The following is a 21979-nucleotide window of genomic DNA, read 5'->3' on the forward strand; positions in this document are numbered from 1 at the left end:
GTGCTCACCATCAATCATCAAACGCGCCGACGCCATCAGGATTTCTCCCGGCCTTGAGCATCTCGAACTCTTTCAGGAACTGATCGGCGGATTCCCGTGCCGCATCCGAAATGTCACCGGCTTGCTGCAGGTCTATCAAGCGCTGCGCGCAGGATTTGGTGTCCAAATACGGTTCCAGCCAAGTCGGATTCAAGCGCGGTTGAAGGCGAACGGCCCAATCCCCCATTGTCTGCGTACGTGTATGCGAGCAGAACTTCGTCAGGAATGCCAGCAAGCCATCGTTTGATGAAGTTGCCGCTTCGCACCATATCTTGGCTTCGGCGGAGTCGCCCCATTGGCACCAGGCAGCCAATAGCCGAGCTAGTTTCGAATGAGCGAGCAGTTCACTCTGACTGAATTTTGTTTTCAAGCCGTCAAGCCAGCAGGCTTTCAAGTCACTAAGAGTGACGGCATCAACGAGCGCCTCTTCGCCGCCCTCCGCCCGCTTTTGGACCTCATCGGAAAGCGCTGCGATCAAATAACGCTGAACCCCGACGGCGCGACCTGCTGTAATCGCTGTTTTGAGCAAATGATGCCGCTGCGCTCGGTCGACTCTCTTGAGAAGGTGATACACAATCCGTGTAACACGTGATTCGTTGCCAAAATCGAAAGACCCGCGCTCATCGCTCTCCAATAAAAGTGAGTCGCCAATATCGAGAAGCACGCCGATGAACACCGGAATGTACTGATCGGGTATGTCTTCTTCAACATGATCCATCAGCCGTTCAAGTAGTGCCCGTGCTTTTGACAGGCCATCAGGACGCTTCTCGCTCGTGGCTTGAACCAGCGCATCGCCCAATTCGGCAGGCGTTTCTGCCAGGCTTAATAGCGTTAGCATTTCGCTGCGGCGGATAGCACCGGGAGGAACGGTCATTCGGAAGTAAGTCGGGAATACGTCAGGGTGGCACGCGCGAAGACTCCTCCGCCATTGCGCCAACCAGTCGGCTCCGTAGCCCATTTGTCCAATTTTCGGGAAAATGCGCTCAAGCAGATCTCTCGTGCCAGACCGCAGCTGCTCTGGCAGTGCTTCCACCCATTGCTCATGAAAGGCTGCTCTGGCCTTCTGATCGCCGTCATACTGGCTATCACGACTGTGGCCAGAAAACTTGTCCTGACTTGTACGGATGATGTCATAAAGACCTGGCAAAAAAACGCGAAGTGCTTCAAGTGCGATAAAATCTACCGGATTGACCTCACCACGTACCGCCGAATAGGTCACAGCCAATGTGTTCGTGAAACGGACGACATCACGCGGAACCTGAATTAGCGAATCGATGCCATCGTAAAAGACATTCGTCCAATAGGACTGATCGAAAAGACCGTCCGGGGTACCACCAAGAATCTCGTCGAGACGCTTGAACAATGCTGCCTGCAAAGCCACCCGATCGACCGGTGGCAACTCGAACGGCACCTGAATGATCTTCTCCAGATAGCGCTCGCCAGGCATGCCACTCTGTTGCTCAATGGCCTGTGCGGCGACTTCGCGATCGAAGGCAAGCAGATATACGACGTTGGGGAAGTCGGCCAACGCCTTGATGACCGTAAATAGCTGACGAGTTTCCTCGGGAGTCAGCCGATCGATATCATCAATGATGACCAATATCCGAGTTTGTGCATCCCGCAGAATCTTGCTGATCTCTGATTTGAGCGCTGGCACATCTTTCGGCTTCCGCTTGGTGATCATGCCGATCAACTTACCGACTTTGCTGCCAGCACCGCCGGTCATGCCGCTCAGGTCGATCAGACCACCTACCCCTTCGGCGAAATCACCGAGCAGATCACCGAGCTTTTTGAACTTCGCGCTCTTGGCAGGCAGTACGGCCTGAAGCTGACCTAGAAAGGCCCGCGCCAAGTTTTCCTGCCCTGAGAACCACCAAGGGTTGAAAGTCACGATGGCTGGTTGCTCAGCTTCCGGACGTTGCTCCAGAAAGTACCGTGCATAACTCAGCACCGTGGACTTCCCTGAACCCCAAGGGCCATAGAGCGCCAGCACCAAGCCATCATTGCCGGGATATCGGCAGATGCTATTGGCAAGACTTTCAGCGAACGGAGCGTGCCCAAACAAATCTTCCTGCGGGTTTGAACTTGGGCGATCGGCGGAGAGTGCTGTCATGAGTTCTCTCCAGAAAACAGGTCAATCACGGGCTGATCAGAAGTGGCTTTTGATCTGCGACCGCGCTTGGCCGGTGAGGAAGTGCGTGTCTTGCCTTCGGAATGCACTCCTTGTGCTACCTCTGCTTCGTATCCCTGCCGGTTCAACTCTGAAAGGCGACGCAACACTTCGACACGCACAGATTCCGAGATGGTGAAGCGGACGCGGTCGTTCTCCGGCAGATACGGCACCTCGTGGAAGCCGTGTTCGAGGTCAAGGTCGTCCCAGCCGTAGGCACATGCGACGGCGGCATCCATTTCGCGATGCAATGCACGCAGCCTCTCTATACGAGAATCGCGTTCGGTCTTGGTATGGAAACGGTTGTAGAGCTTGGTCAAGCCAAACTCACTCTCCTTCATAATCGATGAACGCAGTTCCGAATAACTCATTCCGATGTCGTGAAGTGCATCTTTTGTGGCCGGCTGCGGCATCGTCTCGAAGCTGTCGGTGGCCGTATATCGCATTCTCGTTTCCTGAGTCGAAGACTGCTTGCGAGTCCACGCATCGTGAATGGAGGATTGGAGAAGTGCTAAGTTGCCCGCATCGCTCAGTGCGAACACAAACAGGTCAAGCGTAAAAATCCGATCGTTCGGTAGAAACGCCGCATTTAGATACTTCGAGACTCGAGTGATGGCGATGACTCGCGCCATGGGAGACGTTTCTGAGTTCCATCCCTCTGGGTGGCGCTCGAAATGGTGACCACGACCGATGGCGTGGTACATAGCAGGTCGCTTTTCTGCGAATTGCCACCAATAGTCTCGGTACACCTTGCGATTATTTCTTTGACGCTCTTCCTTTACCGTTTCCTCAAGTCGACGCCATGGCAGTTCGTACTCCATAGCGCGCTCTTTCGACCAATCCCAAAAATTGATCACCCAGCGGCTCGGTCGCTGCGCGGGATCTGAATTGAGGTCATCGCCGTTTATGTATGGGAGGATCACGTCGGCGTTTTTCGGATCGGCGTTCAACATGTCACGCGCTTCGTCGGGTGAAAGCACGAAACCCATGCCGAGCGCGATCGACCCCTGATACGCGATGCCCTCGTTGGTCCTGAGTCGCTTCGGACTCCATTCCTCACGATCGGACAGAAAGGCGGATATGAAGGGAGCCGGTCGTCCGAGCAGCGAGCGTTCTCCCGACCACTCGCCCCTGCGGACATGCACGCGGCTGGTGACGACCGCCGCCTTTCCGGGCCAAGGCTCATTCGGGTAGGCCGCGTGGATGACGGCACCCGCGCCGACCATCGACTCAAGCCCGACCCGTCGTGTATCACCTTCCGCAATGGTGTTGACTGCGAGTAACCCGAAACCGCCGCCATCGCGTAACAGGCTCCATGAACGCAGGAAGAAATAGGCGACAAGATCCGCCGAACCTCGCCGCCCTTCGGCGATGTGCGTTACTAGCCAATCACGGAAGGCTGTGCCCGCGACTCCGGTGATACGCTGCCCGCCAAGAAATGGTGGATTGCCGACGATACCGTCGAAGCCACCTCGCTCGCGAGCGAACACCTCGGGAAACTCCAGTGGCCAATGGAAAGGCTGGCGCGCGGGCTTGTCGGCGGGCAGATCGGTCGAGAGTGAGAGAATCGAGCGTCTGCGAATAGCATCAAGTGAATCCAAGCTGCCATCGACAGCTTGGCCCGCCAAAACTGCAAGCGATGCAAGCCCAGTTTCTCTGGCAGAAGTATTGAGCCCTGCTGCGAATACATCGCCGACAAACGCATTAGCGATGCTTTCCGGCACTTCGAGTCTGCGACGAGCACCAGCATCCAGATGTGCCATGGCTTCCACATCCCGGATATCGCGGATGGGCATCTCACGCAACTGCTGCCGCAGTTCGATGGCCTCGCGTACGGCCCGCTCAATGTTCTGGCCAAACAGACGTAGCTGCCCTTGACCGGTAGGTTTCGTCGCAAGCAGGGTTAGCTGATCCAGCCGATGAATGCCCAGCAGGCTATTGCCACAACGCAGGTTGTGGTCGAGAAAGCCGAAAGGGCGTCCCTTGGCCAGCGTCACCAACCAGATCGAGAGTTTGGCCAGTTCGACCGCCAGCGGGTTCAGATCGACCCCGTACAGACAACGCTCGGCGATGAGACGGCGCGCAATCACCGTGCGAGCTTCAAAGTCGCGGGGCAGAGGTTCCGTGACTACACTTGCTTCCAAAGCCTTCCCATCCACGCTCACGGTTTTGCCATTAGCCTCGACCAACGACCAAGCCTCGACGAGGCGATCGGAAAGCCAGCGGCAGGCTTGCACCAGGAAAGCGCCCGAGCCCATGGCTGGATCGCAGATCTTGAGGTCAAGTAGTTCGGCGGGAGATTTCAGTGCCCACTGCTCGCGTGGCGCTCCTTCTACTGGACCGACATAGGCCACCGGCGTGAGCGTCTCGGCGACGATCGCTTCGGTCAGCGATTTCGGGGTGTAGTGGGTGCCGGTTTCGCGTCGATCGGAACCGGTGGTGACGATAAAGGCTCCAGCGGGATACACCAGCGGATAGCCCCATGGATCGGTTCGCAGCAGATGGGCATAAGGTTTGACCCGATCGCGGAGCTTGGTGTCGCCTTGGCAAGCGGTCAAAAGGCGGTCGGCCAGGGTATCGTCGACGGGTTTGGCCAGATCATTGCGCACCCGGCTGGCGGAACTTCCGGAGCGTTCTTGCAGCAATTCGGCCAGTCGCGCGGCACTATCCAAGCGAGCCGAATCCAGTTCGGCCAGCTTGACCCATGGCGTCTTGGCATTCTTGGTGGCATCCAGTTCCAGCGTGACTTCATCGGTGCGTTTGACAGTACGTTCGAGCAAGCCCTCATACACGTAGCCAATTTGCTCGACGTCCAGCGCACGATAAGACAGCGTGCGGCCTTGGAATTGCTGAATGGCCTCCAGCAACAGCAGCACGGTGCGGTTGTCGATAGGCAGTGGCTGGGCTGCATCGCTTCGCCAATTGGAGCCTTTGGCCCGACCTTCGAGGAAGGGGAAACGGTCTGGGTCGAATAGCGAGCCTCCCAGTGCTGGCAGCCTTAGGTTTTCGTGCTCGATGCCGCCGAATACAGCGCGGAAGATCGCCAGCAGACGCGACCACGCATCCCAGCGGCGCTCGAGGATTTCCTCGGACTCTTTGCGCAACTGCATGCGCAAGGTGGAGAGTGCGTAGTTGGTCTCGTAGCGCTCGTCGCCCATCAAGAGCAGGCCTCGCTCCTCGGCGGAGAGCAGGAACACCAAGCGCATCATCACAGTCAGCGAAGCTTCATACAGCTCGGGTTCCTTGACGTCGTGCAGGAGCTCTCGGTTGCGATCCTGGTCGGCCTTGTCGAGGGTTTGAATCAATACCTCGACGGCGCGGCGTACTTGCTCGCCAAGGGCGTCGGTGACTTCATCCTGGAACTTCAGTGAGCGATCGAACAGTGCAGGCAGTTGTTCGGATTCATCGACAAAGAAACGGCGAATGCCGAGCAGATGCACGAAGGCCTGCAGCGTGATGGGTTCTTGGCTCCAGATGCGGGCATACCAACTGGCAAAGGTGGTGACTGCGCCGATCGGGGCATCCACCAACATCCAGCGCTCGCCATTGCTCACCAAGCCGAGGCGGCAGCCCAGCGCGCGGCACAGCGCGACCATGCGATCGGCGGGTGTGGCGGCCCAGCCGTTTTGCTTCAAAGTGGCATCGAGATCGACATCTTGCGCATAAGTCTGGATCAGCAGCAGCGGTTTGTTAGCGCGCTGCTCATCAATCAGCGCAAGATCGGGTGACAGCGACACACCGTGTTCGGGCAAGCTGGTTTGGAGGTTGGCGGCGCACCAGTCGACGCGCTTGAGAACGTCGCCTTTGCCATCTTCATCAAGTTCGAGGCCGCGCGACAGCACTTCGTCGATCCAGGCCGTGTGCAACTCGGCGAACTGCGAGTCGTCCAACTCCAGCGCTTCGCACCATTCCTCGTAGGCTTGACGCAAGCGTTTACGCTTGATGCCATCTAGCTGTTCCAATCCTTGCGGAAAGACTTCCTTCAGAACGGGAACGGCGAGGAAAGGGCCGGATATCTCGATCAGCGAGAGCCAATCATTGGCTTGAATAGGCATCGTCATTCAGGCTGTTCCTCGAAAAACGCAATGGCGACGCCTTTGCTGGTACTAGCCCAACGATGGCCGCATTCGCAGATCATGGATTGACCGAGATCGATATATGCCTTTGTTCCGCAATCTTGGCAGTGGAAACGAGCGCACTTACATCCACGACATTGCCCCGCAAGCCACCAAAACCAAGAGCCACCCTCAAAAGTAACCGCTCCATCTTGATCGAGAACGATGCAATCCGCACCGCAAGACGGACACATCTTCCATTTGTCTGGAACGATCAGATCCAAGGCATCCTCCACTGAGAGCAGTTCAAGGGAGCATCCGACATGGTCTGCTTTTTTCTTGGCAGGTTCTGTCCAGCCATTCGCCGCAACAACGATGGCTTTGTTCGCGCCAACTGCATCTGCGAGCGCAAGTACTGATTCGACCTCCCTCACGTCAATGGGCGCTGCGTGAAACTTGGCATCAACGATCATTCTTAAGCAGTGCCCCTTAGTATTGATTTCGATGAGCGCGTCAATTTGCCGTGGCTGACCGGTAATCTTGTCCGGCACCATGACATTCCTGCTGACATTTCCGAATCCTTCGGTTTGCTCATAGAGCACGGCGACGGCCTCTTGATATTCCTGCCAAGTCATCATTTCGTCGCCCCCAATGTCGACTCGGGAACGATGAATATCACCGCTACTGGGAAGGTGCGGTCGTTCAGTTTGGCGTAACGGGTTTCGATGGCCTCGGCCTCCTGCTGGCGCTCGGCTGGAATGCGGGCAAGACGCGCCTCCAGTGCTGCGGTGTCTCGCCTGAGCTGTGTTCTCTCGTCCTCCGAGAACAATGAGAGCTGTGCCGGTTGCTGATCTTTTTTCAGTTCGAGCTGGATGGCTTTTTCCAGTTCGTTGAGCACGGTGCCAATGTCGGCCACTTCCTGCTGCTTGCGTAATTGCAGGGTATTGGTCAGGAACTTGAGCCGGTCTTTCGAGCGAGCGTCGACCGACTGCAGGATGGCGTTCTGCGCTTGGTCAAAACGCACGCGGATTGCATCGAACAGAGAGTCGGCAGCTGTCAGAGGCTTGGCCTGGTCCAGCCACTGCTGGACCTTGGTGACACCCTCTTCACGGCGGAAGTTTTTATCCCCCAGATAGCCACCGGCCACGGTCAGCTCTTCGTGAAGGCGATGATGATTACCGCCAGTGACGACCAGCCGCGAGATAACGGCCACGGCAGGGCCATCGATCAGTGCGTCCGGCACCGAACGTACCGTGACGCGATGCAGCTTCTTCCCATCGCCTTGTTTCCAAACCTCGGCTCGCAACAAGCGCAGACACATCTGCACCAGTCGGTGGTTCAGGTGAACCAACACCACATCGTCACGCCCAGTGGCGACGCCGTGATCGAAGGTGATGGGTCGAATTTGCAGTGTGTGGGGGTGACGCAAGCCTTCAAGGCAACGTGCCCACGAGCCAGAAAGTGCGGGCATCTTGAATACAGTGCCCGCCGGGGTGTCAGCCAAGGCACAGGGTTCGAGCGGCGACCGGCCGGCCAACTCAAGACCTGTCTTGACCGCCATGAGGATGTGCTCTGGCGTGAGGTGAAAATCCTGCTGCGTGGTCAGGAGCCGTTCGTGCAGTTTGGCGACACGGTCTTTCAGTTCGCGCTCGGCGCGCACGAAGCGTCTAGCCTTAGCGATCTTGGCTTCAGCCAAGCGAGTGTCGAGATCTTTTAGCGAGCCTTCGATCAGCCCTGCCATCTGCGGCGCGATGACTGGGTTGACGCTACCCATGTCCGCCCGCATGGATTCGAGTTTGCGCAGCGCCCGGATGATGTCCTCGCCGTGACCACCAATGGTAGCTTCGTCTTGGTCGCCACCATCGACGGGGTGCCAAATCAAAACTTCCTTCTGGCGCTGACCGTGCCGGTCGATACGACCGTTACGCTGCTCCATCACATTGGGGTTGTAAGGGATCTCCAGATGGATGAGGCAATTACAGTGGTTCTGCAAGTCGATACCTTCAGACGCCGCATCGGTGGCCAGCAGGATGCGAACCGCTGAATCCTTGGGCGAGGTCTGGAAGGCTGCTTTGACTTTCTCACGTTCGTCTTGCGCCATGCCGCCATGAAGGACGGCCAGTCGATCACCACCAACACCGTGGCTGGCGAGGATCTCGTGCATCCACTGATGGGTGGTTCGGTATTCGGTGAACAAGATGACCCGGCGCTCATTCCACTGACCGTCTGTTTTGAGGTTGGCCGTGAGCCAGTCGAGGACAGCTTTGGCTTTAGCGTCGACCTGGTTCCTGGCTAACTGTGCCCAAGATCGCAGTTCCTTCAGCGTTTGTTGCTGGTCTGCCGTTAGTGGTTGCGCAAGACGAGAGGCCTCTTCGACGGCCTCCGATTGGGCGTTTTCGACCTCCTGGTCGTTGGCGTAGTCTTCATCGACCCGCAGGATGGCTTTGCGCAAGATCCGGTCGGCCATCACGTCTTTGCGTTTGCGCTGGTGGCCAGCAGACAGGCTAGCAATATGCTTCTCAAGGGTCGACGCGAAGGCGGCGGGAGAAGAAAAGAGCCGTTTCTTGAGTAGCTGATTGACGAACGACGTGCCGAAAGCATTGCCTGCTTTCTCTGCGTCATGTTCCCTGCTCGCGCAGTAGTCGTTCAACTTCTGGTGAATGGCCCGCTCCTGTACAGAGTACAAGGCTAGCAGCGTTTGCAGCTTGCGCTGCGCATAGAGCGGCTTGCCTTCCGCATCGACCAGATCGCTCTTGAGGCGGCGGATCATGACCTGACTCAACTGTTTTTCATCGGGCAGAATGTTTCTGGCGAAGCGTTGGTCATCGAGCAGTTCGAGCAACGATGTGAAGGACTCGGTGTAGCCGTTGTGCGGTGTAGCGGTCAAAAACAAGCGATGCTGGAAGTGCGGGCTGATTGAACGAATGAAGCGCGTGCGCTGGCTCTCCAGCGCGTAGTTCGCTCCGGAAGCGGGTGCGATGTTGTGTGCTTCGTCGACAACCAGCATGTCGAACTTCCGTGGATAGCTGGTGTGCGCTGGAAGAACATCACGCATGGCTCGCAGTCCTTCGCCGCTCTTGACCCAGTCCATGGAGGCGATCAAGCGAGGATGCGAAGTCCACGGATTGGCGTGGATGCCGCGCTCTCGGCGCAACTGCTTGATGTAGCCCGTATCGACGACTCGGAATTCGAGGCCGAATTTTTCCAGCATCTCGACGCGCCACTTTTCCTGAAGAGAAGCAGGGCAGATGATCAGGACGGTACGGGCACGGTGCCGCAGCAACATCTCCTGGATGACGAGACCGGCCTCAATGGTCTTGCCCAAGCCGACGTCGTCAGCGATGAGCAAATTGACACGGGCCATGTCGATGGCACGTACCAGCGGGTCTAGCTGGAAGTCCTCGATGCTGACGCCGCTGCGGAATGGTGCTTGAAGGAAGCCTCGGTCGGCATTGGTCGCAGCCCCCCAACGCACCGCGTCAAGGAACGCTTCCAGTGTGTCGGAATCATCCTGACCGGTGATTGAGGGGAGGCCTGCACGCTCGATGATCTGTGCGCCGGGCTCAATCTCCCAAATAACCTCAAGCTCCTCGCCAAGGCCATCCTCGTCAATGGAGGCGAGCGTAACTGCATGCTGGTGCACGCTGCCTAATTTGGAGGAATCGGCATTGGCCACCACCCATTGCCGACATCTAACTTCGACGAGTTGACCTGGCTCTGGAATATTACGGTAACTGCTGTTGTCCACCGACGCAGTCATTCTTATCTCCTTAACACCGTAATCATCAAATCGATGATTACGGATGAGCGACACCATGTGCGTTGCGCGCTTTCAAGAGCGCGAAGCACTAAATTCAATTGAGTACAGGTGCGAATCCAAGGCTGGAACAGCGGCATTCGTGCTCGCAGAGAACGCTGTAGATCGGCCATCCCTGGGATACTACGGCCTGCCATGATGCGATATGCATCACCTTATCCATTGGGACGGCGTGGGTAAAGCCACCCTCCACGCTTTCTGCCGTTTGGGTAACTGATCGAGGCCTTCATTGATCTCGCTCAGCCGACCTACTCTGATGCATCTCCACGCTCACTGAGCTGATGGTGACCATACCGCTGCCCGTTCCGTTTTGTTGATAACCACTCTGCTGAAGGGTCAGCACACAAGACATTGCAAAGGCCTGTCAGAGCCGGCTCGCACCGAAGCCATGCTGGCCATCTCCATAAACCTTGGTGGCTACCTTGCAGAGATAGCTGGCCCTGTAGAAAAAGGCAGCCTGGCTCTGCGGGTCATTACGACGCAGACAGTAGGTTGGATTGGTCGGTATCTCGACCAGCCCCCTGACCGCTTCTACTGGTAGCCCCAAGGCACTGGCCCATGCACCCTCAAGACGGTTGAACATGTTGTCTCTTCCTGCCTCGAACTTGCCAAGGGCATTGAAGGCGTCGAAGTTCAGCAGGAAGGCCATGTGATAATGCGGTCTTCCATGCTGCCCCACCTCCCTGGTCCAGACGCAACGAACATTACTGTCATGCGCACTCTTGCTCTCCATACGCGCCATTCGACGATTGTGCCGTATCTTGGCTTTGAACGACTCGACAAATCGGTCAATTACATGATTCGTGTAATAGCTTTCAGGCAGATAAACGCCTGCAGGGAACCTCAGATCAACTCTAAATGCGAACACACGAGAATACTGCTGAACAGCCCGCTCCGTAGTGCTGCGGAGTCTTTCCAGATACTGCTGAACAAAAGGCCCTTTATCGACCTGAATAGGCATTCCAAAATAGCTGCTTGCATCATGAATAATCAGATTTTCGTTTTTAGGATGACGCTGCATTTCCAAATACTCCAGTGCTAGTTTCATATACTTCTAGCAATGAGTACTTTTTTACAATTTGCCATCAACGTACAACACTCAAGCACCTGTGGATGCCTGATATTCATTATAAATACACGCCCACACCTAATGACGATTGCCATACAAGCTATAAAGCATACTACCAATACCGAAAGACCCAACAAACAAAACACCCAGAGCCATCAGGAAAACATCCAATAACAACCATGCAACACGTCAAAAATAAACTCTGGAAAAAAATTGCCACAGCCAGTGAACCTGGCCATGGCAATCTCCCCCTAAAAGCCATAGAAACTATAAGGTCAAACTGAATTACCCCCTTGCATGTCGCGCTCCTCAATTCGATTCAAGATCCACTCCTTAACCTCACTTTCCAGCCATCCAACACTCCGCCCTCCCAAGGATATTGGCTTCGGAAACAAGCTACCGGAAACATATTTGTAAACCGTCGAGCGCCCAAGGCCTGTCATTTCCATTACCTGCTGCAGTCGAATTATTTTCATGATGAGTTCCTAATTTTACTCATCAGATCTGGCTTTCTTGTAATTCTTTACTTGGTGATCAGTCCACCCACAACCCCGACCATGCAGTCACAGCAAAATAACCACGCACAAACTCAATCAAACCAATGGAGTTGTGCAAGTAGATAAACGACCGAGCACTCAACTCTCACTCTCCTCATTTGTAGGCGCGCCTTTCTACCACTCTCCTCAGCCAACACCGCCCGCAGTCCACTCCACTTGCAAGAGGCGGCTCCGACAGTCTCACAATGCTTTGGGAGACTGAGCCCCATATCACAGCAAGCTTTACCCCATGAAAGACCCGTGTATACTGACATCTTAGCTGATTTTACATTCTAGAAAAGCCATAGGATTGCGCTAAAAAACAGCTAAAAATCGACTATTTCCCCACTATGGATCTACTAGAGATTTACTACAACCCTTCCACCATCTACCAGGCGAACCGCAGACATGGCTGTCCGTTTCAACGATAAACTTCAAAAAATATTTAGTGGCCTTAATGCCGACAGACGATTTGCCACCTGGCTATGGTTTCTCATAAGAGAAAACTTTCAAAATATAAATTTAGGGGAATTAGGAAGCCCAGGCATGCGTGATCGAATGGCGGAAGTCATCATCAACCAGCCAGGACTAAAACAATCAATCGAAAACCAAAAGAGCACCAACCTCTTGCCTGAGCAGAGCTTTCAGTGGATAACAAACAACAAAAGACAGAACGCTTTCATAATTAGAAAGCTGACCGAAAAAAATGGGATAAACTACACAATCGGCCCCGAAAACCTAGCCGGCAGAGATCTAACCATTGCAGCAATTGACACATGGCAAACAGACAACACTCAAAAATCAGTAATATTCAACCAAATAAGATCCGAATGGGAAACCCATACAAAAGCAGACGATTTATTTAAATGGTTCGATGGACCAGACGAGAAAGAAAAACTGAATACGGCATGGGAAATAATCAAAGTCAAACACTCACCCTTGACCTATCTTCAAAGCCAACCGCAAGAGAAGGACGATTTAATTACTTTACTTGACTCTCCATTCATCAACACATCAGACAAAGCACTACTTATGAACTCCATCAAGAAACGATGGAGCCAAAATAAATACCGCGCCAAAATGACTGGCAAAAAGCAGCACAATTTCATCCTATCCGACAAAGCTATTAAGCGCCTTGACAAGCTAGCCGACAAACATGACCTAAAGCGAACTCAAGTGCTAGAGATACTACTAAAACTGGAAGAAGAGAAAGGAGTTTACATCCCTGAAAGACTGAAACAACTGATCGACAGCTAAACATTGCACAGGCAATTTTACCTATTCACTCCCCGCCAAAAACACCCTTACCGAAGCATTCTAATCACTAGCAAGGCTGTCAGAAGCTAGTAAACAGCCTTGCGATATCAATAAAAGGAAATTAATTAAAACAGATCAGGAGCATCCGCCACCATAATTTGAGCATCAATTTCGTCAGCCCACACCTTCATCATCTGGCGTCGCTCTTCAATATATTCAGCTGATTGTAGTTTGCACGAGATTTGTTTCTCTTGGCATGTGAAAACTGACGCTTGATCAAGGCTGCGTGATATCACGTTTCGTTCAACATGGTCGAAGCTGTCGCACGAAAGCGATAGGCTGAAAAGCTTATGCTGTCCTTACCGTTGACGCTCATCTGCTCAAGTGCCCAGTTCAGCGCTGTGGCGATCATGCATTCGTTTGGCTTGCGATAGTTCGGAAAAAACAACCGACGACCACCTGTATGGGTGCTCAGTTCACGCAGCAACTCGGCCATCTGCCTGGAGAACGGGACGATGTGCGGCTCTCACATCTTCATACGCTCAGCCGGAATTCACTATTCGGCCCGTTCCAAATCGAATTCGCTCCACGCCGCCTTGCGGAGCTACGGTGCGAACAAAGGTGAACAACATCAGACGTAACGCGATCACCATGGCCCTGTAGCCAACCATTCGGCCAGTCTGTTGTGCGACCGATGCCCCCTGGAGAATCAGTGGCCTGGTCTGTTGCCGCTCACTACGCGTATCAGCCAGTCCGATCTTCAGGTAAGTGGTAATGGAACGACATTGCAATAGCGCCCCATCATGACACCCCAAGGTACCAAGCAAATCCTATCGGCATTCCAAATGGCATTCCAGCAGAAAAAATGAACAGAATTAGTACTTTAAAATCAATAGCTTGAGATATCTGTTCAGATTACCCCGGCTCAAGAAAGATGTGACACGAGCCCCTACGACTCTCTTTTTTCGCACCGAGTCTCCAGCTCTTTGTTCGCGCTGCTTTCCCCAGGTATCCCGCCCAGTGAACCTGCCGCATCCCCCCAAAAATCCACGCCCCCCTCACCTTTTTCATTGCACCCCGCAGCTATAAATCCTACCGTGCATGTCGTTTTTGGATATGGAGGCTAAGGATATGGCCCAACTCTTCCCCGCACTAAGTGCCTGCCGCTTCGACGCCCCAGGCGAAAAACGACTCGCCGAACGACTCGAAAAAAAGCTCTCAGACCACTGGTTGTGCTGGTTCAACGTGCCAGTCGGGCCAAAAGGCCTGCAACCTGATTTCGTCCTCCTGCACCCCAAAATCGGGCTGCTAGTGCTTGAGGTCAAAGACTGGAAAATCACTTCGCTGATCTCGATGACGGCCAGCGATGTAAAAAAATACGATGACGGCCAGGAAAAAACCGTCATCAACCCGCTGGCCCAAGCCCGCAAAAATGCCTTTGAAACGGTCCAGGCATTGGAAAAAGACAGCGCCTTAACCCAAGGTGTTGGGGCTTACCGGCCTGGCAAACTCATCATGCCGTACAGCTGGGGGGTGGTACTCACCGAGATCACTCGCAAAGAGTTCGATGCAAAGAAGCTCGGCGCAGCGATGGAAGGCACGCGGGTAATCTGCAAAGACGAAATGTACGAAACTGCAGACAGCACGGTATTCGAACAGCAGGTGTGCAAGATGCTCGTACATCAGTTCCCGGTGCACTTGCAGCCGGAGCAAATTGACCGAGTGCGCTACCACCTGTTTCCCGAGATTCGGTTAAACCCGGCACGTGCTCAGTTCGGGTTGTTCAGTGAACAAGATGCTCCCCTTCCCAGCCTGCTTAAGGTGATGGACCTTCAGCAAGAGCAGTTGGCACGTTCAATGGGCGATGGCCATCGGGTGATCCACGGTGTCGCCGGTAGCGGTAAAACCATGATCTTGGTCTATCGCTGCTTGTACCTAGCCCGCGTAGCTACCAAACCGGTTTTGGTCTTGTGCTTCAACAAAACGCTTGCCGCGCGTTTGAGCCAAGTACTGCAGCAGCACCGTCAGGACCACAAGGTTACGATTATGGGCTTCCATGCCTGGTGCCACGGTTTACTGACCAATGCAAAGCTAAGTCTTCCTGAAATGAAAGGGGCGAAGTTCGTTCAAGCATTGGAAGAAGAAGTGCTTCGGCACATGGAAAGCGGCGCCCTAGCCCCAGAGCAATACGCCGCCATCCTCATTGACGAAGGGCATGACTTTAAACCCGAGTGGTTTCGCTTGGTCGTCCATCAGGTGGATCGCGAGCGTGAAGACCTGTTGGTACTGTATGACGACGCTCAAGCCATCTATCGCGGCAAGACGACGGGCACGGCCAAAATGGCGTTCAGCTTTGCCAGCGTAGGCATCAAGGCCTCTGGCCGGACCACGGTGCTGCGTACCAATTACCGCAACACCCTAGAAGTACTCTCGGTGGCCCATGCTTTCTCCAAGGATCTGCTAAGCGCACGTGATGCCGAAGACGATCATGTACCTGTGCTTGCACCTCAAAGTGCGGGGCGTCGGGGTGATATGCCACAGCTTTTAAGCTTCTCTCAGCCAGCACAAGAAGCACAGTGCCTGGCGATGAGGTTAAGGGCAGAACATGAAAACGGCAGAGCCTGGGAAGACATGGCGGTGATTTACCGACATACCAGTCAAGCCATCTGGGTTGAGGAGGCGCTAAAAGCGGCAGGTATTCCTTACACCAGTGCCAGGGTGATCTCTCAGCGTACAAAGCTCTATGCCGAAAACTCGGTAAAAGTCGTCAGCATGCATTCCAGCAAAGGGCTGGAGTTTGGTTTTGTGATGATCCCGCGCCTGCATGAAATGCCAGGAAAAGGTGAGGATGAGGCCGACGAGATGCGCTTGCTGTACGTAGCGATGACACGGGCAGTTGATCGCCTGGTGATGAGCCATCAAGGCCAGTCGGGTTTCACCGAGCGCCTTGGGGAGGCGGTGGCCCAGGTAAAAGCCAGCCTTTAGGCCGCTGCTTAAATCAGTGCCATATTCACCATGCGTTAAGGAGCCAACGTAGGTGCCCGCCATATAGCGGGCACCTCACAATCCAGCCCCCCGCCTTACCAGCTATAACTCAACTTAGCCGTAACCTCCCGCCCCGGGTTGTAATAATTCGCCGTCCCCGACCCCACCACATGCTGCTCATCGAACAGATTGCTCACATTCAGCGCAAGGTCGGTCCCCTTGGCAATCTTGTAATTCAAAGCCGCATCAAACAGCGTGGTCCCATCGCTTTTCTTGGTATTGGCCGCATCCATGTAATAGGCCCCCACATACCGCGCCCCCAGCCCAACGCTCACGTCAGTATCAGGAATGCTGTAGTAGCTCCAAAGCGAGGCAGAATGCTTCGGCGCCGTGGTGAATTCCTTACCCTTCAGCGACGAGCCGTCATACAACGACCCACGCAGCACTTCAGACTCCATATACGAGTAAGCCCCGATCACGCTGATGTCTTGCGTCACCTGCGCCTTGGCTTCCAGGTCCAGGCCGCGCACGCGAGACTCACCCACCGTCTGCTGCTCGATGATGCCGCTCGGCAACACCACGGCAATGGTGACGTTCTCCTGCGTCAGGTCATAAATGGCTGCAGAGAACAACGCATCCATCCCCATGGGCGAATACTTCACGCCCACTTCGTACTGCCGGCCCGTTTGCGGGGTAACGCCAACCTGTGGCGGCGAAACGGATTCCACCATGCTCACATAGGTCGACACTTCATCGTTGACGATGTAGGTCAACGCACCGCGGTAGGAAGTTTCGGAGAAGCTATCGTTTTCACTCGAAGCGCCGCCGATGTACTCCTTGCTGGACAGGTCCATGGAGTCGTTACGCACACCCGCGGTAGCAATCACGCGGTCGTAGAACGACAAGTTCTGCTGCAGGAAAACAGCCTTGGTCGTGGCGTCGTTCTTTTTGCGGGTATACGGCGAGATATCGCCCGGCACGCCGGTGAAGATTGGGTTGGCGATATCGATGGAAGGCGCCAGGCCGTAGACGGAGCTTTGCTTGGTGGTCGAGTCGAGGTACTCCACGCCCACCAGGGTGCTGCTGTCGATGTGCTCGAACTGGGCATCGTATTGCAGCATCAGGTTGCCGTTGAGTTGGTCGGCATCGCTGTCGGTACCAAACACGTAGCGTGGGATCGTGGTGCCAACACGCGTAGGGCTGTCGCTCAGGTAGGCGTAGCCGAAGTCATCGCTCAGCTCGCTGTAACGCAGGTTGCTGCGCAGCACGAAGCCGTTGTCGAAGTCGTGGGTGATGTTGCCGCTGAGGCTGGTGCGCTCGACGTTGTGGAAGTTGTAGCTGGGCTCACCGTAAAAATCGCTGCGGTCGTATTCCTTGTCCAGCGGGTAGCCACCGCTGTTGGGCGAGCTGTCGGTTTTCAGGTAGTCCAGGATCACGGTGGCCGAGGTGTAGTCGGTCGGCGCCCAGGTCAGGCCACCCATCACGAAGCGGTTGTCGTCTTGCGAGTGGTCGTACTCGCGGTCGCTGTTCTGCATCTTGGCGGTGAAGCGGCCGGCGACGGTTTTTTCGTCGTTCAGCGCATCGCCAACATCGATGCCGGTCTCGACATGGTCGTAGGAGCCGTAAGTGACGTAGCCCTGGCCGAACTGCTCGAAGCGGGGCTGTTTGGTCACGAAGTTGACCGAGCCACCGGGGTCGGCCGGGCCGAACAGGGTGGAGTTGGCGCCGCGCAGAATCTCGATGCGCTCGTAGGCGTAGGGGTCTTCGCGCACACCGCGCATCGAGCTTAAGGTCAGGCCGTCGCGGTAGGTGGTGGCCTGGAAGCCGCGGATCTGGAAGTAGTCGTTGCGGTCGTCCGAGCCGTAGAAGTCGCTGATGACGCCTGGGGTGTAAAGCAAGGCCTCTTCGGTGGTGCTTACGCTGCGCTGCTCCATTTCCTTGCGGGTAACCACCGACACCGACGCGGGCGTGTTGAGGATGCTGGTCGCGACTTTGCCACCCACCCACAGCTCTTTGGTGACCACCGAGTCGGCATCGTCGTCAGCGCTGGCCTTAACCTTGGCATTGATGATGACGGGCGCCAGGCGATAGTCCTCGGTCGCGCCAAGTTCGAGCGGGCCGGCAGGCTTGGTTTGCGCAATGATCAGGTAGGCATTCGGGCCTTGCTGCTCTGGCTGCAACTCGGTCCCCTGCAACAATGACGACAGTGCTGCCGACGTCTCGAGCGTGCCCTGCACGCCTTGGGTCGTGCGGTTGCCGATGCTCTGCGCATCGTAGGACAGGCTGATGCCCGCCTGGCGCGCAAAGCGGTCGAGCGCCGGCGCCAGCGGCCCCCCCGGGATGTTCCACTGCTGCAGTTGGTTGTTGTGATCAGTGGCCAAGGGTTGCGCAAGCGACGGCAAGGCATAGCTGCTGACAACCAGGCCCAAGAAGGCGCCGTGCAGGGCACGATTCAAGGGGTGGCGCTGTGGAACCGGGGTCGAACTCATTTTCTCGCTCCGTGGAGTGCTGGCAGACTGGCCTGTATTCCGGCCTTCTCTACAGGCCGAACGAGAATGAGAAAACACCTCATTTATTTTCAGGTTTCTGCGCAGCACACGTCACACGCGCGCAATTGAGCCTCCTACACCGCCGTCGAGGCTTACCGTGCGCCCGCTTCCACCGTTGAATGTGCCCCGTCGTCGCGGTCATTCAACTTCAGAATGTGCTCTTTGATGGAAGTACCCGCCAGGCTGACGAACGTCATATAAAAGTCCTTACCCAGATGCAGCAATGGCGAGCCTTTCAAGGAGTCGGCGGCAGCCCTTAATGTAAATACCCCGAATTCTTCCGCGATGCTTTCGATGCTGCGCGTACGCTTGGAGGGCTCGTCATAGGGCTTCTGATACCAAGTTGCGATTTGGTAGTCGACATCTTCTCGTTCAAACACCGCATACACATGGCTGACCAGGGCTATGCTGGTTTCGCGAATCAAGCCAGGGTCGACATTGTGTTGTTCAAGCAGCGCTTCGATGGGCTGGTTCATGACAAACAGCAGGTCTGCATTCGTATAACCGGGCATCGGAGGGAACACGCCGGGAGGCAGTTCGATGGTTGGGGCAGGTACGTCGTCATCGTGCATGTGAAGCTCCTTCTTCAGCCTGAATTGGCGCGCAGTCAATGACATTTGCCAATTGAATTAGTTGCGCGTCAAGAAGAAACAATCGCATTGCGCCCACGGCCTCATCACTAGCCTTCGGTTAAACGTGCATCCTGCAAAGCCGGCAGGGGTCGGCTCAGTAACACGCCGACCAGCACCGCGAACAGCAGCGCCGCCACGCCCGCCACGTGCAACACGGCTTCAAACCCTCCGATGAAGGCCTGGCGGGCCAAAGGCGCCACTGCCTCACGCAGGCCAGGGTCCAGCGCGGTTAAAGCCGCCTGCAGGTCGCCCGCGGCAACGCGCGTGGCCATCGTGGCAACCTCGCCCAAATGCGCGGGCGCCACGGCGGCCATGGCCTCGTGCAGCAGTTGGCCGCTACGGGCCGCGAGCACGCCGCCGAGCACACCGATGGCCAGCACGATCGCGCCGAAGCGCGTGGTGGTGCTCAGCCCCGAGGCCATGCCGGTACGCTCACGGGGCACGCAGGCCATGATGTTTTTCTGCGTATCGCCATTGAGCAGCCCTGCCCCCGCGCCCAGCACCACGCTGGCCAGGGCAAAAGCGCTGTAGCCGCCGTAGCCAGCGGCCCAGGCACACAGCAGGTTGCCCGCGCCCACCAGCAGCAGGCCAAGGGCGAACACCTGGGCCGGGCTCAGGTGAGTGGCCAGGCGCATGCCCAGGCGGGGTGTCAGCAGCATGGCCACGGCGAACGGCAGCATCCCCGCCCCTGCGGCCAGGGCCGACAGTTGCAGGCCGTTTTGCAGGTAGAGCGGCAGCAGGGTCATCATCACCTGGGCACAGGCCGCATAGCCAAACATGCCCAACAGGGCACCCACGAAACGCCCGCTGCGCATCAGCCGCAGGTCGATCATCGGCCGTGTCTGGCTGCGTTCGACCATGATGAACAGGCCGAACAGGAATGCGCTGATCAGCAGCCGCGCCAAGGTCTGGGCGCTGCTCCAACCGACTTGGTTGGCGTCGATCATTGCCCAGATCAGGTAGCCCAGGCTGCCTGCGAAGGTCAGGCTACCCCAAGGGTCGAGGCGTGCTGCGGCGCTGTCGCGGGACGGCTCGACGCTGCGCAGTACCATCACGGCCAGCACCGCCACCAGCGGCAGGTTGATGTAGAAGATCCAGCGCCAGCCCAGCGTGCTGGCGATCACCCCGCCGAGCAGGGGCGCGAAGGTGATGGTGGCGCCCATGCAGGCGCCCCAGAAGGCCCAGGCGCGCAGGCGTTCCTGGGGTTCGTGGAAGCGGTGGCCGATGGCGGCGAGTGCTGAGGTCAGCAGCATGGCGGCGCCGATGCCCTTGGCTGCCCTGGCCAGGTTGAGGAACATTAAGCTGGGGGCTGCGCCGCAGGCCAGCGAGGCGATGCCGAACACGGCCAGGCCGATCAGCAGCAGGCGGCGTCGGCCAAAGCGGTCGGCCAGGCTGCCAGCTGGCAGCAGGCAGGCGGCGAAGGCCAGCAGGTAGGCGCTGACCACCCATTCGATATCAGCGAACGCGCCGGACAGGTCGCGGGCGATGCTGGGCAGGCTGACAGCAACGATGTTGGTGTCGAGGATGATCAGGGCGCAGACCAGTGAGGCGGTGAGCAGGGTGAAGCGCGGGGAAGCGGGCGTGGGCATGGCAAGGCTCCGAAGGCGGGCTGGATCTTTGGGGCCGCTGCGCGCCCCTTCGCAGCACAAGGCTGCTCCTACAGGTGCAGCGCATGCCTTGGGTGCTGCGCTGTACCTGTAGGAGCAGCCTTGTGCTGCGAAGGGGCGCGCAGCGGCCCCGGCAATATCACTCACAGCACCGATACCTTTGCCGCCATGGCACCAGCCTTGTAGTGTTGTCTTCACCCTAACGCCATCAGCCCCACGGCTTGTTAGCCACAGTGGCCCGCGTCATTAGCTTGCAGGTAACACCGCATGGAAATCCGCCATTTCCGCTACTTCCTCTGCGTCGCCCAGCACGGCCATTTCACCCGTGCCGCAGAACAGCTGGGCATCGCTCCGCCTACCCTCAGCCGGCAGATCCAGGACATGGAACGCGAGCTGGGCGTGCGCCTGTTCGAGCGCAGCCAACGCGAGGTGAACCTCACCGCTGCAGGCCAGGCATTGCTGATCGAAGCCGAACAGGCCGTACGCCAATTCGATGCCGCGCAACTGGGCGCGCAGCGTGCAGGGCGCGGCGAAAGCGGGCGTATCGAAATGGGCTATGTGGCCTCTGCCGCGTATTCGGGCATGCTGCAGCGGCAGGTGACCGGCTTTAGCGAAAGCCACCCGGACGTACGCCTGAACATCCGCGAGCTGCCCATGGTGGAGTTGCCTGGACAGGTGCGCGATGGCCTGCTCGACCTCGCCTACGTGCGCTCGCCGATGGAGCTGCCGGAAGAACTGGAAGCCATCGCCCTGCACCAGGAAGGTTTCGTTCTCGCCCTGCCTGCCAACTCGCGGATCAATGAGTTGCCACAGATCCCTGCATCACGCCTGGCCAATGAGACCTTCATCCTCCCCGAGCAGATTTCCGGCACGCTCGAAGTCTCGGCACAAGGTGGTTTCGTGCCACGGCTCGGCCCGCAACCCGGGAGCCTGGTCGCGGTCATCACCTTGGTTTCGTTGGGCCAGGGCATCGCCGTGGTGCCGGAGTCGGTCGTGCAGCGCATCAGCCTGGCGCAGGTGAATTACCGGCGTATCGCCGATTGCCAGGCCAGCTCATGGCTGAGCCTGATTCATCGGCGTTTCGAAAAGGCACCTGCGGTGATCAGGTACATCGAGATGATGCGCTGCCCCCCCGCAGTAAACGTCTCACCCCATCGCCTGTATTGGGGCCGCTTTGCGGCCCATCGCGGCACAAGGCCGCTCCCACAATGTTCGCGTATGCCCTGTAAATAGGGCATAACGCGGTCGGTGTGAGAGCGGCCC

13 protein-coding genes are annotated in these 21979 nt (G+C 56.7%); 3 read left to right on the forward strand and 10 right to left on the reverse strand.

The window, feature by feature from the left end; translation table 11 throughout:
• Nucleotides 1-10: 10 nt before the first annotated feature.
• The 6 genes from HU750_RS24965 to HU750_RS24990 form a co-directional block, all read right to left on the reverse strand.
• Entirely contained in the window at nucleotides 11-2152 is a 2142-nt protein-coding gene (locus HU750_RS24965; RefSeq protein WP_186682967.1) for a KAP family P-loop NTPase fold protein, read from the reverse strand.
• Nucleotides 2149-6270: an Eco57I restriction-modification methylase domain-containing protein gene (locus HU750_RS24970; RefSeq protein ID WP_202883858.1), complete on the reverse strand. Its 4122-nt coding sequence runs from the start codon at nucleotides 6268-6270 to the stop codon at nucleotides 2149-2151. Before HU750_RS24970 ends, HU750_RS24965 begins: the two co-directional genes overlap by 4 nt.
• Nucleotides 6267-6902 (reverse strand): restriction endonuclease, encoded by a 636-nt coding sequence (locus tag HU750_RS24975; protein ID WP_186682969.1) that lies wholly within the window; start codon nucleotides 6900-6902, stop codon nucleotides 6267-6269. The genes HU750_RS24970 and HU750_RS24975 overlap by 4 nt, the downstream gene beginning before the upstream one ends.
• Nucleotides 6899-10024, reverse strand: coding sequence for a DISARM system SNF2-like helicase DrmD (gene drmD, locus HU750_RS24980; protein ID WP_186682971.1), 3126 nt, complete (start codon nucleotides 10022-10024; stop codon nucleotides 6899-6901). Before drmD ends, HU750_RS24975 begins: the two co-directional genes overlap by 4 nt.
• 421 nt (nucleotides 10025-10445) lie before the next feature.
• Complete coding sequence (locus HU750_RS24985; RefSeq protein WP_186683007.1) at nucleotides 10446-11102, reverse strand: inovirus Gp2 family protein; 657 nt, start codon at nucleotides 11100-11102, stop codon at nucleotides 10446-10448.
• Between the two features lie 323 nt (nucleotides 11103-11425).
• A complete protein-coding gene (locus tag HU750_RS24990) occupies nucleotides 11426-11626 on the reverse strand; it encodes a helix-turn-helix transcriptional regulator (RefSeq protein ID WP_186682973.1) in 201 nt (66 codons plus the stop codon).
• A 468-nt stretch (nucleotides 11627-12094) separates the two neighbouring features.
• Here HU750_RS24990 and HU750_RS24995 point away from each other — a divergent pair, with 468 nt between their 5' ends.
• The gene (locus HU750_RS24995; protein ID WP_238348941.1) at nucleotides 12095-12943 is read left to right on the forward strand and encodes a hypothetical protein; all 849 of its coding nucleotides are present in this window, start codon (nucleotides 12095-12097) and stop codon (nucleotides 12941-12943) included.
• A gap of 292 nt (nucleotides 12944-13235) precedes the next feature.
• Here the strand turns inward: HU750_RS24995 and HU750_RS25000 are convergent, their stop codons facing one another.
• Nucleotides 13236-13439, reverse strand: a complete 204-nt coding sequence (locus HU750_RS25000) for a hypothetical protein (protein WP_186682975.1) — start codon at nucleotides 13437-13439, stop codon at nucleotides 13236-13238.
• A 635-nt stretch (nucleotides 13440-14074) separates the two neighbouring features.
• Here HU750_RS25000 and HU750_RS25005 point away from each other — a divergent pair.
• A complete protein-coding gene (locus tag HU750_RS25005) occupies nucleotides 14075-15928 on the forward strand; it encodes a 3'-5' exonuclease (RefSeq protein WP_186682977.1) in 1854 nt (617 codons plus the stop codon).
• Between the two features lie 95 nt (nucleotides 15929-16023).
• On the opposite strand, the gene HU750_RS25010 is transcribed toward HU750_RS25005, so the two are convergent.
• The 3 genes from HU750_RS25010 to HU750_RS25020 all read right to left on the reverse strand — a co-directional run bounded on the left by HU750_RS25010 (nucleotide 16024) and on the right by HU750_RS25020 (nucleotide 20698).
• Nucleotides 16024-18417, reverse strand: coding sequence for a TonB-dependent siderophore receptor (locus tag HU750_RS25010; RefSeq protein WP_186682979.1), 2394 nt, complete (start codon nucleotides 18415-18417; stop codon nucleotides 16024-16026).
• Nucleotides 18418-18569: 152 nt separating this feature from the next.
• Nucleotides 18570-19049 (reverse strand): hypothetical protein, encoded by a 480-nt coding sequence (locus HU750_RS25015; RefSeq protein ID WP_186682981.1) that lies wholly within the window; start codon nucleotides 19047-19049, stop codon nucleotides 18570-18572.
• A gap of 107 nt (nucleotides 19050-19156) precedes the next feature.
• On the reverse strand, nucleotides 19157-20698 hold the full coding sequence (locus HU750_RS25020) for an MFS transporter (protein WP_186682982.1): 1542 nt from the start codon (nucleotides 20696-20698) through the stop codon (nucleotides 19157-19159).
• A 285-nt stretch (nucleotides 20699-20983) separates the two neighbouring features.
• Here HU750_RS25020 and HU750_RS25025 point away from each other — a divergent pair, with 285 nt between their 5' ends.
• On the forward strand, nucleotides 20984-21949 hold the full coding sequence (locus HU750_RS25025; protein WP_238348942.1) for a LysR family transcriptional regulator: 966 nt from the start codon (nucleotides 20984-20986) through the stop codon (nucleotides 21947-21949).
• Nucleotides 21950-21979: the final 30 nt, after the last annotated feature.

It is taken from the genome of Pseudomonas sp. SWRI50 (genome assembly GCF_014269095.1).
In the GTDB taxonomy this organism is placed as follows: domain Bacteria; phylum Pseudomonadota; class Gammaproteobacteria; order Pseudomonadales; family Pseudomonadaceae; genus Aquipseudomonas; species Aquipseudomonas kermanshahensis.